Genomic DNA, 15,645 nt, shown 5'->3' on the forward strand with positions numbered 1-15,645 from the left:
GGGCCCGCGCCCGGTGGGCGACCTGTGCGAATGCGAGACTGGCCGGGGACGAGGACCGGGAGACCGGACGGGCACGGCACGGGAAGACGGCACGGAGGCACGAGGATGGACGAGGCACGCGCACGGGACGTACTGGCGGCGGCGGGAGTGCTGCCGGGCCCGGCCCGGGACGCGCGGCTCCTGGCCCTCGGCGAGAACGCGGTGTTCGCGGCCGGTGACCTGGTGGTGAAGGTGGGCCGGGACGCGGAACTGCTGGCGCGGGCCGAGCGCGAGCTGGCCGTCGCCGGGTGGCTGGCCGGCACCGGCGTACCGGCGGTGCGGGCGGCCGAGCCGAAGCCGCTGCTGGTGGACGGCCACCCGGTGACCGTGTGGCACCGGCTGCCGGACCCCGTACGGCCCGCCGGGCCGCGGGACCTGGCCGGACTGCTGCGCAGGGTGCACGCACTCCCCTCTCCTCCCTTCGGTTTGCCGCCCCGCGACCTGCTGGGCGGTGTGGAACGCTGGCTGCGGCTCGCGGGCGACGCGGTCGATCCGGAGGACGCGGCCTATCTGCGGGCGCGGCGCGACGGCTTCGCGGCCCAGGCGGCGGCGCTGACGCCGCACCTGACACCGGGTCCGGTCCACGGCGACGCGCTGCCCCGCAATGTGCACGTGGGGCCGGACGGGCCGGTCCTGGTCGACCTGGAGACCTTCTCCGCCGATCTGCGCGAGCACGACCTGGTGGTCATGGCCCTGTCCCGGGACCGCTACGGGCTGCCCGCCGAGGCGTACGACTCCTTCACCGAGGCGTACGGCTGGGACGTGCGCGAGTGGGAGGGCTGTGCGGTGCTGCGGGGCGCCCGGGAGACGGCGAGCTGTGCCTGGGTGGCCCAGCACGCCCCGGGCAACCCGAAGGCGCTGGCCGAGTTCGAGCGCCGGGTGGCGTCGCTGCGGGACGGGGACGCGACGGTGCGGTGGTATCCCTTCTGAGGGTGCCCGGCGCTGGCGGCTGCGCCGGCCGCCGCGCGCCCGCCGGCGTAAAACGGCCAGGGGATGACTTCCGGAGCAGGTCGGCTCCCGGGAAGCAGTGCCGGATCAGCCGCACCGTGACGCCGGCGTGACCCGAAGGCCGCTAGGCCGGCTGGCCCTCCGTCAGTTCCCGCAGCGGCCAGGTGCCGTCGACCACCGCGTCCGCCTCCCCCTTGCGGCGCAGGAACGCCTGGAAGTCGGCCGCCCAGTCCGCGTACCACTCGATCTGCCGCTGGTGCAGCTCGGCCGGGCCCAGGGACGCGACCTTCGGATGGCGCTCGGCTATCGCGGAGGCGAGCCGCGCCGCGGCGAGGGCGTCGGCGGTGGCGTCGTGGGCCGCGCCGAGGACTATGCCGTACTCCGCGCAGACCGCCTCCAGGTTCCGTTTGCCGCGGCGGTAGCGGTCGACCCGGCGGTCGATGGTGTACGGGTCGATGACCGGGGCGGGGCGGACGCCGCCGAGCCGGTCGGCCAGCGAGGGCAGCTCGTACCGCCGCAGTTCGGCCGAGAGCAGGGTGAGGTCGAAGGCCGCGTTGTAGGCGACGACGGGGACGCCCGTCTTCCAGTAGGCGACCAGGACGTCCGCGACGGCGTCGGCCACCCGGTCGGCCGGACGGCCCTCGGCCGCCGCGCGTTCGTTGCTGATGCCGTGGACGGCGACCGCGTCGGCCGGGATCTCCACGCCCGGATCGGCCAGCCATTCCCGGCGTCCCATGGGCTCGCCGGCCCTGACCTCGATCACGGCCGCCGTGACGATGCGCGCCGTACGCGGATCGGTCCCGGTCGTCTCCAGGTCGAAGCCGATCAGCAGCTCCCGGTGCCAGCCCATGGGCGGCCCCCCTTCTTGGTGGTGCTTTCCCCCAGTGGCTTCCACCATCGCACGCGGCACTGACAATCCGAGGACCGCGTTCCGCTTGCCGCCACGGACAGTTCAGGACACCGGGCGCGAATCCGCCCACGTGAACTCGAATTCCTCGCGATATGTCGGGAAGAGCCCGGCTTCATCCATGTCGTCCGACTTGACCAGCTTGCTGCCGTTGCGGAGCACCAGCACCGGCGACTCCATCCCCCGCGCCCCGCGCAGGTAGGACTGCACCACGGCGATCCCGTCGGCGCCGTCGCCGTCCACCAGGTAGGCGGTGAAGCGGGGCGTCTCGTCGTACACCTGGATCTCGAACGCGCCCGGGTCGCGCAGCCGGGAGCGCACCCGGCGCATGTGGAGGATGTTCATCTCGACCGAGCGGCTCAGTTCGCCCCGCTTCATCCCGAGTTCCCGTTCGCGGCGCTTGACCGAGCTGGAGGCCGGGTTGAGGAAGAGCAGCCGCACCCGGCAGCCGGACTCGGCGAGCCGGACCAGGCGGCGCCCGGAGAAGTTCTGCACCAGCAGGTTGAGGCCGATGCCGATGGCGTCGAGCCGGCGGGCGCCGCCGAAGATGTCCTCGGCCGGGAACTGGCGCAGCAGCCGCACCCGGTCGGCGTGGACCGCGACGACGTCGGCGTACCGGTCGCCGACCAGGTCCTCGACCGCGTCGACGGGCAGCCGCCGTGCCGAGGGCACGTCCCCGCCCGCGCCGAGCATCTCCAGCAGCCGGGCGGAGGCCCGCTCGGCCTGGCCGAGGACCGCCGCGGACAGGGCCCGGTTGCGGGAGACGACGTTGCGCGTCACCTCCAGCTCGTCCAGGGCGAGTTCCAGGTCCCGGCGCTCGTCGAAGTACGGCTCGAAGCACGGCCAGTGCTGCACCACCAGTTCGCGCAGCTGCGGCAGGGTGAGGAAGCTGAGCACGTTGTCGTCGGCCGGGTCGAGCAGGTAGCCCTTGCGGCGGCTGACCTCGCGGACGGCGACCGCGCGCTGGACCCACTCCTGCCCGGCCGGGCCGGCCGCGGCCACCACCCACTCGTCGCCGTGGACGGGTTCGTAGACGGGCCGCAGCACGGCCGCCACGACGGCGCGCAGCCGCTGTTCGACGAGGTTCAGCCAGATGTAGGCCCGGCCCGCCCGCTGGGCGCGGGTGCGCACCTCGCGCCAGGCGTCGGCGTCCCAGTCCAGCTCCGGCCCGATGGATCCCGCGTCCATCGGCCGGGCCAGGGACACCGCGCCGGGCGGGACGTCTGTGGAGTTCCCCTCGTGACCCTCGTCACCAGGAGGCAGCTCCAGCCCTCCCGAGCCCACCCGTGCACCGCCTTCCGCTCCCCCGGGCCTTTCCCGTCTCAACGATCAAGGAAGGGTACTCCGCGAGCGGTCGGCGGTGCAGCCGGATGGACAGGTCGGTTTCCCGGCCGCCCGGCTCAACTACGCGGTTCCCAGTGTCCGTTCTGCCATGCCAGGTCCTTCGGAGTGAGCGGATTCATAGCCGTGACGTCCCGGGGGGCGATGGAGAAGCCCTGCCAGTGCACGGGCATGGGCTGCTGGTCCTCGTCCCGGGCGATGTGGTGGAAGCCGACGTTCACCCAGAGCACCGGGTGGGTGAGGGTCTGGCCGTTGACCCACTTGTCGACGGACTTCGGGTGACCGGTGGCGCAGGCGGGGTTGTCGCTGGCGAACAGCTCGCACTTGGCGTACTCGGTCACGTACATGTCGTGCTTGGTGAAGGCGCGGCCCGGGTACTTGGTCGTGGGTCCGGGGACCAGCTCGTACGAACGGGCGTGCCCGTCCTTGTTCTTGCCGGTCGCGCTGACCATCCGCCACCAGCGGTAGGCCTTGTAGTCGCCCGCGAGTTCCCTGGTGACCTTGGTGCGGGTGGTCCTGGCGGTCGGACCCTCCTGCGAGCCGGAGGGGGCGCTGACGGTCGAGTCGTACTGCTCGACCTTCGTCCTGGACGAGCCGTCGAGTCCGAAGTCCAGCCGCCAGAAGACGTTGTGGCTGTGGCTGGTGGAGTAGTCACGGGCGCCCTTGCCGATGGGCCAGCCGCGGCCGTCCTGGGCGTTGTAGTCCTCGAAGGAGAGGCTGCCGGTGGCGCCGACGTTCATGGTGATCGTGCCGTCGTCCTGGAAGCGCCACTCGCTGATGTACTCGTACCAGCCGACCTGGTTGACGGTGTAGACCAGCAGGTCCTTGCCCTGCTGCTGGTAGGTCTTGTCCGACTGGAGGATGTCGTGCATCCGGTAGGCGTGACCACGCGAACGGGTGGTGGTGCACAGGCCCTTGACGTTGGGGTGGCGCGGGTCGCCGTCGGGGACCTTGACGGTCTTGATGGTGCCGCCGGGGCACTCGCCGGGCGACAGTTCCATCAGGTCCTGGGCGAAGGACTGGCCGGTCAGGTCGTAGTACTCGTGCTTCCCGTCGTCGTACGGGACGTGGATCTGGCCGAGTCTCGCGCTGTTGAGGACCTTGATCGGCTTGGTCTCGCCCTTGGGCTGGTAGGAGACGTCCTGCAGGACGAGGCCGGCCTTGCTGTCGTAGCGCCAGCACATCCGCCAGGTCGTGCCGGTGGTGAGCTTCTGTTCGATGGTGTAGGCGGCGCTGCAGCCGGGGGCCGCCGCGGGTGCGGTCCGCGGGCCGGCCGCGGCCGGCCCGGCCGCCGTCGTGACGCCGGCGGCCAGCGCGGCGAGGGACAGGGCGACGGCCGCGCCCTTGCGGGCGAGGCGGCCGGGGCCGGACGCGCCGCCGGCCGGGTGCATTTCGGGCATGAAGAGGTGACTCCCTTGCCGGAGGTTCGGTGGGAAAGGCGGGTGGCGGCCGGTCAGCCGCGGTCGAGGGCGGCGGCCTTGCGGGTGCTCAGGTCGATCACCAGATCCCTGGTGTCGATCCAGGGCCCGTTGAGGACCTTGGTGAACAGGCGCACGCACCGGTGCTCGCCGCACCGGTCGAGCACGGCGGGCTGGGCGCCCGGCGAGGCCGCGTAGATCCCGCCGCTCAGCTCCAGCTGATCCGGTGAGGTGAGTTCCTTGCCGGTGGCGTCCTTGTAGTCCGCCTTCAGGCCCGCGCCCAGCGGGTCGGCGATCAGGATCCGGGCCGCCTCGGCGCTCTCGGCGCGGGCGGGCGGCGGCTGGACACCGTGCCGGGTGCCGGTGTGCACGACCTTGCCGGTGGCGAGGTCGACGGTCCTGGTGACGAGTGTGTCGTTCCTGTAGTCGTAGAAGGTCACGTCGGCCCGCCGCGGCGCCTGCGGGTCGTCGGCCTCGGCGGCCTCCGGTTCGGCGAGGTCGGTGCTCAGCCGCTGCGGTCCGCGGTCCCCGGCGACGTCCCGGCCCGTGGCCGAAAGCCGTCCGGCCTCGGCTGCCTTCTCGGCCCGCCCGAGCTCGTCGTCGGTCAGCGGGTCGCGTCCGGTGCCCTGCTTCGCCTCGGCGGGTGCCCGCTCGACGACGCCGGGCGGTGCGGCGTCCGGGCCCTGCCCGGCCTGCCGCGCGGCCCGCGTCGCGCTGCCGGCCCCTCCGGAGTCGTCCGCGCCCGCCGTGCCCGGCAGCGTGACCGCGACCATGGCGGCGGTCCCCGCCGCCGCCAGGGCCGCACCGGTCAGTACCTTGCCCAGATGGCGGTGGACTTTCTCGCGCACTTCATCCCCCTGCTCCCCTTGGTCCCCTGGATTGCGTGTCTGCCCCGCTGGTTCGGCGTACGGCGGGTACCAGAACCGCCGTGCGCACTGGTCACGTAACAAGAGGGCGGGTGAGCCACGGGAGGTTGCCTCACTTTCGGACGAGACGCGGGGCCGACTCGGCCCCACCCGGACGGCACACCTGGGAGAGTCGTATTCATGCAGGTCTGGCCTGGAGAGGCGTATCCGCTCGGCGCCACCTATGACGGCGCCGGAACCAACTTCGCGGTCTTCACGGAGGCCGCGAACCGAGTAGAGCTGTGTCTGCTGCACGACGACGGCTCGGAGACGGCGGTGGAACTGCGCGAGAGCGACGCTTTCGTGCGGCACGCGTACGTGCCGGGCGTGATGCCGGGGCAACGGTACGGGTTCCGGGTGCACGGCCCGTACGACCCCGGGCGCGGGCTGCGCTGCAACTCGGCGAAACTGCTGCTCGACCCGTACGCGAAGGCGGTCAGCGGCTCGGTCCGGTGGGGCGAGGAGGTGTACGGCTACCACTTCGGCGCGCCCGACCGGCGCAACGACCTGGACTCGGCGCCGCACACCATGACCTCCGTGGTGATCAATCCCTACTTCGACTGGGGCGACGACCGCCCTCCGCGCACCGACTACCACCACACCGTGATCTACGAGGCCCATGTCAAGGGCCTGACCATGCGCCACCCGGGGCTGCCCGAGGAGCTGCGCGGCACCTACGCGGCCCTCGCCCACCCGGCGATCATCGAACACCTGGTCAAGCTCGGGGTGACGGCGCTCGAACTGATGCCCGTCCACCAGTTCGTGAACGATCACCGGCTGGTCGACATGGGCCTGAACAACTACTGGGGCTACAACACCATCGGGTTCTTCGCCCCGCACAACGCCTACGCCTCCTGGGGCGACCGCGGCCAGCAGGTGCTGGAGTTCAAGTCGGCGGTCCGGGCGCTGCACGAGGCCGGCATCGAGGTCATCCTGGACGTGGTCTACAACCACACCGCCGAGGGCAACCACCTGGGCCCGACGCTGTCCTTCAAGGGCCTCGACAACCCGTCGTACTACCGGCTGACGGAGGATCCGCGCTACTACATGGACACCACGGGGACCGGGAACTCCCTGCTCATGCGGTCCCCGCACGTGCTCCAGCTGATCATGGACTCGCTGCGGTACTGGGTCACCGACATGCACGTCGACGGCTTCCGCTTCGACCTCGCGGCCACGCTGGCCCGGCAGTTCCACGAGGTGGACCGGCTGTCGTCGTTCTTCGACCTGGTGCAGCAGGACCCGGTGGTCTCCCAGGTGAAGCTGATCGCCGAGCCGTGGGACGTGGGCGAGGGCGGCTACCAGGTGGGCAACTTCCCGCCCATGTGGACCGAGTGGAACGGCAAGTACCGCGACACCGTACGGGACCTGTGGCGGGGCGAGCCGCGCACGCTCGCGGAGTTCGCGTCCCGGCTGACCGGTTCCTCCGACCTGTACCAGGACGACGGCCGCCGGCCGCTCGCCTCCATCAACTTCGTCACCTGCCACGACGGCTTCACGCTGCACGACCTCGTCGCGTACAACGAGAAGCACAACGACGCCAACGGCGAGGACAACCGGGACGGCGAGAGTCACAACCGGTCCTGGAACTGCGGCGCGGAGGGCGAGACCGACGACGAGGAGGTGCTGCGGCTGCGCGACCGGCAGATGCGGAACTTCATCGCCACGCTGATGCTGTCCCAGGGCGTGCCGATGATCAGTCACGGTGACGAGTTCGCCCGCACCCAGCGCGGCAACAACAACGCCTACTGCCAGGACAACGAACTGTCGTGGCTGGACTGGCCGGAGTCGCTGGAGAGCGGCCTGCTGGAGTTCACGCGCGCGATGGTGTGGCTGCGCCGCGACCATCCCGTCTTCCGCCGGCGCCGCTTCTTCCACGGCCGTCCGGTGGAAGGCACCCATGACGAGCTGTCCGACATCGCGTGGTTCACCCCGGAGGGCGGTGAGATGACGCAGCGGGACTGGAACTCGGCGCAGGTGTCGGCGCTGACGGTGTTCCTGAACGGCAACGCCATCTCCGAGCCCGGCCCGCGGGGGGAGCGCATCGCCGACGACTCCTTCCTGCTGATGTTCAACGCCTCACCCGAGCCGCTGGACTTCCTGGTGCCGGTCGACCACGGCCGGCAGTGGCAGGTGGTGGTCGACACGGCCCGCCCGGAGGGAGTACCGCCGGGGACGGGCGAGAAGGTCGCGGCCGGGGACCGCCTCACCCTGCCGGACCGCAGCCTCACGGTGCTGCAACGCCCGGCGTAGCCGGGGCGCGGCAGGACGGCGCAGCCGCTGTGGCGGGGCTGCGCCGTCCCGCACGCGCGCGTGCCGGGGCTGCCCGCGCCTGCGGGGCGCGGGGTGGCGGACTGCGGGCAGGCGGTGGGACCGGTACGGACCGCCGTCCGCCGAGGCGGCGCGGACCGCGTCGCGTTCTCCCCGCGCTCTCTGCGCTTTCTCTGCGCGTTCTCTGCGCGTTCTGTGCGCTTTCTCTGCGCGCGTGTGGGTCCGTATGGGGAGCGATGACACAAAAGACGGCGAGCGGGGTACGTAGGTTCCCATGACCTCTGCGCGACCCGAACCGGGGGTGCCCACGGCCACCTACCGGCTGCAGCTCCAGCCCGCGTTCCCGTTCGCCGCCGCCGAAGCGGCCGTACCGTACCTGGCGTCGCTCGGCGTCTCGCACCTGCATCTGTCCCCGGTCCTGGAGGCCGTCCCGGGCTCCGTGCACGGCTACGACGTCGTGGACCACACGCGCGTGCGCGAGGAGCTCGGCGGCGAGGAGGGCCTGCGCGCGCTGGCACGCACCGCGCGGCAGCACGGCCTCGGCCTGGTGGTGGACATCGTGCCGAACCACATGGCGGTGTCGCCCCGGCACAACCGCGCCCTGTGGGAGGTGCTGCGTGAAGGCCCCGGATCGCCGTACGCACGCTGGTTCGACATCGACTGGGAGGCGCAGGGCGGCCGGGTGCTGCTGCCGGTGCTCGGCGGCCCGATCGGCTCGGAGCTGGCGCACCTGGTGGCCGACGGCGACGTGCTGCGCTACCACGACCACGTCTTCCCGCTGCGCCCCGGCACCGGGCACCTGCCGCTGCCCGAGCTGCTGGACGCCCAGTGGTACCGCCCGGTGTGGTGGCGGCTGGCCCGTACCGAGCTGAACTACCGGCGGTTCTTCAGCATCTCGGAGCTGATCGGGCTGCGGGTGGAGGACCCGGAGGTGTTCGAGGCCACCCACGGCACGATCCTGCGGCTGCTGGCGGAGGGCGTGGTCGACGGGCTGCGCATCGACCACCCCGACGGACTGGCCGACCCCGACGGCTACCTGGCGCGGCTGCACCAGGCGACCGGCGGGCGCTGGACGGTCGTGGAGAAGATCCTGGCCGACGGCGAGCACCTGCCGGCCTCCTGGCCCGTCGCGGGCACCACGGGCTACGACGCCCTGCGGCACGTCGACGGCCTGTTCACGGACCGCACCGGGGCGTACGAACTGCTGGGCCGCTACCGGGCCTTCGCGGCGCCGCAGACCGACCGGGGCGGCAACTGGGAGGCCACGGTCCGGCGGGCCGCGTACAAGGTGCTCACCCACGAACTGGCCACCGAGACGGAGCGGCTCACCCGCGTGGCCGCCCGGCTGTGCGCCGCCTCGCCCGACCTGTCGCTGCGCGACCGCGCGCCCTGGGCGCTGCGCACGGCCGTGGAGGAGCTGCTGGTGCGGATGCGGGTCTACCGGCCGTACGCCTCCGGTGACGCGTCCGCCGTGATCACCGAGGAGGCCGCCGAGGAGGCGCGGCTGGCGTTCGTGGTGCCGGAGGAGGCCGAGGCCGTCGGCATCGTGCGCCGGCTGCTGGTCGAGCCGCCCGGCGACCCGTCGGCGCCGGACCACGCCGACCGGGTGGAGTTCCGCACCCGGTTCGCGCAGACCGCCTCGGCCCTGCGGGCCAAGTCGGTGGAGGACACCTCGTTCTACCGCTACGTGCCGCTGCTGTCGACGGCCGAGGTGGGCGGCGATCCGGGCAGTCCGGGCGTGACACCGGAGGAGTTCCACGCGTACTGCGCGCGCGTGCAGCGCGACTGGCCGCTCACCGGCACCGTCGTCTCCACGCACGACACCAAGCGCAGCGCGGACGTGCGCGCCGCGCTGGCGGTCCTCACCGAGTGCCCGGACCGCTGGTCGGCGTTGCTCGCCGAGGTGAGCCTGGCCGAGGAGGGCGCGCCGGACGGCCAGCTGGCCTGGGCGGCCTGGCAGACGGTGTTCGGGCTGGGCCCGGCCGAGGAGGACCGGGTCCGGCAGGCGCTGCTGAAGCACGTGCGCGAGGCGGGCATGTACACCAGCTGGACGGAGCAGGAGCCGCCGTACGAGGAGGCGGTGGCCGCGTTCGTCGCGGCCGGGCCGTGCGGGCCGCCCGGCCAGCTCGTGGCCGCGTTCCGCAAGGCGCTCGAACCGCACGTCCGCGCCAACGTCCTCGGCACCGCGCTGGTCCATCTGACGATGCCGGGGGTGCCGGACGTGTACCAGGGCTCGGAGGGCGAGTACCGGGCGCTGGTGGACCCGGACAACCGGCGGCCGGTGGCGTTCCCGCCGGAGGCCTCCGGTGAGAAGGACGCGCTGACGGCGGCGGCGCTGCGGCTGCGCGCCCGGCGGCCGGCCGCGTTCGGGGCGGACGCGTCCTATGACCCACTGGCCGCCGAGGGCCCGGCGGCCGAGCACTGCCTGGCGTTCGCGCGCTCCAGTGAGGTGGTCACGGCGGTCACCCGGCTGTCGCTGCGGCTCGCGGAGGCGGGGGGCTGGCGGGAGACACGGCTGCCGCTGCCGCCCGGCCGCTGGGCGGACGTGCTCACTCCGGGACGGGAGTTCACCGGCCACGCGCGCGTGGCGGACCTCTTGGACGGGCACGGGCTGCCGGTGGCGCTGCTGGAGCGGGTCGCGGAGGACTGACGGGCCGGGGGTCAGGTGGCCGGCAGGGCGGGCGGCTCGCAGCCGTCGTACGGCCCGGGGGTCCCCGGAGCCGGCCAGGCGGCGCGCAGGAGGTCCACGAAGGCCGCGGCGGCCCCGGTGGGCGGCACGCGCGCGTAGACGGCCAGGGGGCGCTTCCAGGGCGGGTCGGGGGTGAGGACCACGCAGTCCTCGCCGACGGCGCCGCGCACGATGTGGGCGGGCGCCGCGCACACCCCGACGCCTGCGGCGGCCATCCGTACGGCCGTGGAGGTGTGTTCGGTCCATACGGCGGTCCGGGGCCGGAACCCGGCCTTCCCGCAGGCCCAGTCGAGGAAGCGTTCGCCGTGCACGACGGGTTCCATGGCGCAGCGGATCCACGGGTGGCCGGCGAGTTCCGGGAGCCTGACCGTCGTACGGCCCGCGAGACGGTCGTCGAAGGGCACGACGAGCACGACCTCCTCCTCGCCGACGGGCACGACGGTGCCGCACCGGCCGGCGGGCTCGGGGCCGACGGCGAGGTCGGCGGTGCCGCGCTGCACGGCCTCCTCCAGGGCCTCGGCGGTGGCGTACTCGTGCAGGCGCAGCAGGACCCGCGGGTGGGCCGTGCGCCAGCGGGCGAAGACGTCGGGCAGGGCACCGACCGCGATGGAGTGCAGCGCCGCGACGTGCAGCTCGCCGCCTTCGGCGCCGACGGTGGCGCGAGCCGCGCGGCGGGCCTGCGCCGCGCTGCGGACGGCGAGTTCGGCGTGCGGCAGGAAGGCGCGGCCCATGGGGGTGAGGCGTACGCCCCGGGGCAGCCGCTCCAGCAGGGCGCCGCCGACCGACTTCTCCAGCGCCTTGATCTGGTGGGAGAGCGCGGGCTGGGTGACGTGCAGGGTGTCCGCCGCGCGCGTGAACGACGCCTCCTGGACCACCGTCACGAAGTACTCCATCTGGCGCAGGCTCAACTGCCCCGTCCCCTTCCGGTCCGCTCACGGTCCGCATGGTCCGTCCATGAAGACCGTGCATGGATTCCACAACAACATTGCCTTGGACTCATGACAAGGGGTGGACGGAAGGTGGATGCCATGACCATCGATACGGGCATCCATACATCCGACGTGATCGTCGTCGGCGGCGGCACCGGCGGCTACGGCACCGCCCTGCGCGCCGCCGCCCTCGGGCTGGACGTCGTCCTGGTCGAGCGCGACAAGGTCGGCGGGACGTGTCTGCACCGGGGCTGCATTCCGAGCAAGGCCATGCTGCACGCCGCCGAGCTGGTCGACGGGATCGCCGAGGCCTGCGAGCGCTGGGGGGTGAAGGCGACCGTGGACTCCGTCGACTGGGGCGCCCTGGTGGCCACCCGGGACGGCATCGTGGCACGCAACCACAAGGGCGTGGAGGCACATCTCGCGCACGCGGGCGTGCGGGTGGTGCGGGGCAGCGCACGGCTTACGGGGGCCCGCACGGTGCGTGTGGAGGGGGTGCGCGCGGACAGCGCGCCGGGCACACCCGGTGATCTCTCGTCCGGGGCGCGGGACCTCGCGGCGCGCCGCGGGATCGTCCTCGCGACCGGTTCGCGGCCGCGCACGCTCCCGGGGCTCGCGCCGGACGGGCGACGCGTGGTGACCAGTGACGACGCGCTGTTCGCGCCGGGACTCCCGGCGTCCGTCCTGGTGCTGGGCGGCGGCGCGATCGGCGTCGAGTACGCCTCCTTCCACCGGTCCATGGGCGCGGAGGTCAGCCTGGTGGAGGCCGCCGACCGGATCGTGCCGCTGGAGGACGCGGACGTGAGCCGGCATCTGACGCGCGGCCTGAAGAAGCGCGGGATCGACGTGCAGGCGGGCGCCCGGCTGCTGGACGCGGAGCTGCTGGAGCACGGCGTACGCGCGCGCGTGCGGACCGCGCGGGGCGAGACCCGGACGGTGACGGCGGACCGGCTGCTGGTGGCCGTCGGCCGGGCGCCGGTCACCGAGGGGCTGGACCTGGCCGCGGCCGGGCTGGCCACGGACGAGCGGGGGTTCGTCGTACCGGCGGACTGGAGCCGGCTGGAGACGGCCGTACCGGGCGTGCACGTGGTCGGCGACCTGCTGCCGCCGCCCTCGCTCGGCCTCGCCCACGCCTCCTTCGCCGAGGGCCTGCTGGTGGCCGAGACGCTGGCCGGGCTGCCGTCGGCACCGGTGGACTACGCGGCCGTGCCCCGGGTGACGTACTCCGCCCCGCAGACCGCCTCGGTGGGACTGACCGAGGCCGAGGCACGCGCGCGCGGGCACGAGGTCGACGTCAACACGATGCCGCTGACCGCCGTAGCCAAGGGCATGGTGCACGGGCAGGGCGGCCTGGTGAAGGTCGTGGCGGAGGCCGGCGGCGGACAGGTGCTCGGCGTGCACCTGGTCGGCCCCCACGTGTCGGAGATGATCGCCGAGAGCCAGCTGATCGTCGGCTGGGACGCCGAGCCCGCGGACGTCGCCCGGCACGTGCACCCGCACCCCACCCTGTCGGAGGCGGTGGGCGAGGTGTTCCTGACGCTCGCGGGACGCGGCCTGCACCAGCAGTGAACCCACGGAACGCAGTGGCCCGTACGGGGGCGCGCCACTGCGTCCGGGCGCCCCAGGGAGCCTCCCCCGCCGCATGCTTGACAGTTGCCCCGGCGCGTGCGGGACTGGGAGAGCGAAGCCGGGCGGACAAGTCGGGGGTGAGTCCACTGCCGGAGCTGCGCTATCCCAGCGTTCCCGAACTGGTCGCCGCCGCCGAGGCGTTGGCGGCGCAGGAACCCGGGCTGTGCGCGCTGCGTCAGGTGGGCGTCTCGCGCGCGGGAAGACCCTTGCACCTGCTGTCGGTGGGGCACGCCCGCCGTGCGGTGCTCGTGGTGGCGGGCGCGCACGCCAACGAGCCGGCGGGCGGCTCCACCCTGCGGGTGCTTGCCGAAAGAGTGCTGGCCGAACGCGAGTTGCGGGCGGGCACGTCCTGGCACTTCCTGCTGTGCGCGGACCCGGACGGGGCGAGTCTGCACGTGACCCCGGCCCCGCGCAGTCTGCTCGACTACCACCTCGGCTTCTACCGGCCGACGGGCGCGGAGCAGCCGGAGTGGTCGCCCTCGGTGCTGCCCCCGGACCGCCTGCCGCCCGAGACGCGGACCCTGACCGGGGTGATCGACGAGCTGCGCCCGTACCTCCAGGTGACCTTGCACGGCACCGATCTGGGCGGCAGCTGGGTGCAGTTGACCAAGGACGTGCCGGGCCTCGCCGAACCGTTCGCCAAGTCCGCGGCGGAACTGCACATACCGGTGGAGACGGGGGCCTCGGACGCGGCGGGCTGGCCGGCCTCCGGCCCCGGGGTGCACGTCATGCCCGGGCCCGAGTCCGGCGTGGCGTATCCGAGCATGCCGGACGACGCCCGGCACAGCACCTGGTACCACGCCCACCGGTACGGCGGTCTGACGGCCGTGGTGGAGGTGCCGATGTGGGCCAGCGACCTGGTGGACGACCCGGCACCGCACCCGGCACCGGCGGCGGCCATGCGGCGGCTGGCCGTCCGGCTGCTGCGGGACGCGCGGGAGGTGGAGCGGATCCTCGCCGACTCGCTGCCCCGGCTGGAGGGCGTGGACGGCCCGCTGCTGCGGGCCGCCCGGTGGGCGCTGGAGCTGATCCCGGGCCTGGCCGAGGACTGGACCCACACCTCCCCGGCGGGCACGACGATGGCCTACGTCGGCAGCGTGGACGCCTTCGGACGGCGGCTGCCGCTGCGGGCGGCGGCGATGCTGCTGCGGGTGCTGCGGGAGACGGACGACCGGGCGGCGCCCCGCCTGGAGCAGCTCGTCGCGACCTGGTGCGACGCCTTCTCGGAGCGGTTCAGAGCCCGCTGGGTGCCGTTGGAACACCAGGTGGAGCACCAGTCCCGGACCGTGCTGGTGGCGGCGCAGCAGGCGCGCGAGCAGGCGTGGTGAGCCGCCGCCCGGCCCCTGCCCGACCCCGCCCGCCGGCCGCCTGCGCGCCGGCCGGCACCGCCCGGCCGTGGTGTGCCGGTCAGTCGTCCAGGGTGAAGACCGATCCCGTGCGCGCCCTCATGACGCACATGCTGGTGTACGTCTCCTGGAAGTCGACCGGCCGGCCGTTCCAGCGCCCGCGCGCGTGGACGGTCACCGGCGCGAAGATCATCGGACAGAAGACGTTCGCGGCCGGGATGCGGCCGATGTCTCCCCCGGCGGCGGACAGGTCGGCACACGCCTCGGTCGCGTGCGCGTGCCCCACGGGCGGGTCGCACAGCAGCAGCGTGCCGCGGGTGTCGGAGGACCGGGCTTCGCCCTTGGTGACGGCCAGGTAGAGCCAGGTGCCCGGGAAGGTGTCACGGGAGGCCGCGCGGGCCGGGCCCGCGGTGAGGAGGCCGGCGGCGGCCAGCAGGGCGCCCGCCGCCGCTGCCGCTCTGGTGAGGTAGGTCATGCCCGTTCCATCGGCACGGCGGCCCGGCTTCCGCAGTGCGGCTCACCCGATCGGGAGGGCAGGCGCACGTGACCGGGCGCCAGTTCGAACGGGACCGGCCGGGCGGGGTCAGCCGGTCGCGAGCCGGAACGCCGCCCGGCCGAAGGCGACCTGGTCGCCCTCGCGGACGACGACCGCGCCGATCACACGGCGGCCGTTGACGGTGGTGCCGTTGGTGGAGCCGAGGTCCCTGAGGATCCACAGGCCGCCCTGCCGGCGCAGCTCGGCGTGCACGCGGGAGACGGTCTCGTGGTTCAGGCGCAGCCCGTTCGCGGGGTCGCGGCCTATGCGCAGCGGGTGGGTGTGCGACGGGTGCGGCAGCAGCAGCTTGGGCAGCCGCTCGGCCTGCCAGGCCCGGCGCAGCCGCACGGTGAAACCGGAGACGGCCTCCACGGTACCGAGGACCGCGCGGGAGAACCGGTTCTCCTGGGGCAGGTCGGCGACGAGGGCGGCGAGTTCGTCGGAGCGGCGCGCGACGAGCGCCAGCTCCATGCGGCGGATGAACGTGTCGTGCGAGAGCCGGCCCATGGCGACGCCGTCACGCAGGACCCGCAGCGCCTTGTCGCGCTCCGTGTCGGACAGGCGCGCGGGGTAGGTGGAGAACTCGAAGGACGACGTCACGCTGGTGATTGTCGGGCAGTGAACCCCGAGTGTCCAGAAAACGCGGAATCGGTGCCGGGGTACCGGCACTTCCGCGACACCTGCCGGC

The 15,645-nt window shown here is 73.5% G+C and carries 12 protein-coding genes; 5 read left to right on the forward strand and 7 right to left on the reverse strand.

Annotated elements, in window-relative coordinates; all coding sequences use genetic code 11:
* Positions 1–105: 105 nt before the first annotated feature.
* Positions 106–969, forward strand: coding sequence for a phosphotransferase enzyme family protein (locus IG05_RS0102550; RefSeq protein ID WP_030338677.1), 864 nt, complete (start codon positions 106–108; stop codon positions 967–969).
* A 142-nt stretch (positions 970–1,111) separates the two neighbouring features.
* Here IG05_RS0102550 and IG05_RS0102555 read toward each other — a convergent pair whose 3' ends face one another.
* The 4 genes from IG05_RS0102555 to IG05_RS0102570 all read right to left on the reverse strand — a co-directional run bounded on the left by IG05_RS0102555 (position 1,112) and on the right by IG05_RS0102570 (position 5,501).
* Positions 1,112–1,837, reverse strand: coding sequence for a 3'-5' exonuclease (locus IG05_RS0102555; RefSeq protein WP_030338678.1), 726 nt, complete (start codon positions 1,835–1,837; stop codon positions 1,112–1,114).
* A gap of 102 nt (positions 1,838–1,939) precedes the next feature.
* Complete coding sequence (locus tag IG05_RS0102560; RefSeq protein ID WP_051789454.1) at positions 1,940–3,178, reverse strand: SAV2148 family HEPN domain-containing protein; 1,239 nt, start codon at positions 3,176–3,178, stop codon at positions 1,940–1,942.
* A gap of 116 nt (positions 3,179–3,294) precedes the next feature.
* A complete protein-coding gene (locus IG05_RS0102565) occupies positions 3,295–4,635 on the reverse strand; it encodes a copper amine oxidase (RefSeq protein WP_037812779.1) in 1,341 nt (446 codons plus the stop codon).
* Positions 4,636–4,688: 53 nt separating this feature from the next.
* Positions 4,689–5,501 carry a hypothetical protein gene (locus tag IG05_RS0102570; protein ID WP_030338681.1) on the reverse strand — a complete coding sequence of 271 codons (813 nt, stop codon included), beginning with the start codon at positions 5,499–5,501 and terminating at the stop codon, positions 4,689–4,691.
* A gap of 198 nt (positions 5,502–5,699) precedes the next feature.
* Here IG05_RS0102570 and glgX point away from each other — a divergent pair, with 198 nt between their 5' ends.
* Together glgX and treY are read left to right on the forward strand one after the other, a co-directional pair.
* Entirely contained in the window at positions 5,700–7,811 is a 2,112-nt protein-coding gene (gene glgX, locus IG05_RS0102575) for a glycogen debranching protein GlgX (protein WP_030338682.1), read from the forward strand.
* A 292-nt stretch (positions 7,812–8,103) separates the two neighbouring features.
* Positions 8,104–10,479 carry a malto-oligosyltrehalose synthase gene (gene treY, locus IG05_RS0102580; RefSeq protein WP_199808230.1) on the forward strand — a complete coding sequence of 792 codons (2,376 nt, stop codon included), beginning with the start codon at positions 8,104–8,106 and terminating at the stop codon, positions 10,477–10,479.
* Between the two features lie 11 nt (positions 10,480–10,490).
* Here the strand turns inward: treY and IG05_RS0102585 are convergent, their stop codons facing one another.
* Entirely contained in the window at positions 10,491–11,426 is a 936-nt protein-coding gene (locus IG05_RS0102585) for a LysR family transcriptional regulator (RefSeq protein ID WP_030338684.1), read from the reverse strand.
* 120 nt (positions 11,427–11,546) lie between these two features.
* Between IG05_RS0102585 and lpdA the strand changes: the two genes are divergently transcribed.
* Together lpdA and IG05_RS0102595 are read left to right on the forward strand one after the other, a co-directional pair.
* The gene (lpdA, locus tag IG05_RS0102590; protein WP_030338685.1) at positions 11,547–13,016 is read left to right on the forward strand and encodes a dihydrolipoyl dehydrogenase; all 1,470 of its coding nucleotides are present in this window, start codon (positions 11,547–11,549) and stop codon (positions 13,014–13,016) included.
* 137 nt (positions 13,017–13,153) lie between these two features.
* Positions 13,154–14,404, forward strand: a complete 1,251-nt coding sequence (locus IG05_RS0102595; RefSeq protein ID WP_030338686.1) for a M14 family zinc carboxypeptidase — start codon at positions 13,154–13,156, stop codon at positions 14,402–14,404.
* 79 nt (positions 14,405–14,483) lie between these two features.
* Here IG05_RS0102595 and IG05_RS0102600 read toward each other — a convergent pair whose 3' ends face one another.
* Positions 14,484–14,897, reverse strand: a complete 414-nt coding sequence (locus tag IG05_RS0102600) for an SSI family serine proteinase inhibitor (RefSeq protein WP_030338687.1) — start codon at positions 14,895–14,897, stop codon at positions 14,484–14,486.
* A 108-nt stretch (positions 14,898–15,005) separates the two neighbouring features.
* Entirely contained in the window at positions 15,006–15,557 is a 552-nt protein-coding gene (locus tag IG05_RS0102605; RefSeq protein ID WP_030338688.1) for a DUF1707 and FHA domain-containing protein, read from the reverse strand.
* Positions 15,558–15,645: the final 88 nt, after the last annotated feature.

This window comes from Streptomyces sp. NRRL S-1022 (assembly GCF_000720135.1).
GTDB lineage: Bacteria > Actinomycetota > Actinomycetes > Streptomycetales > Streptomycetaceae > Streptomyces.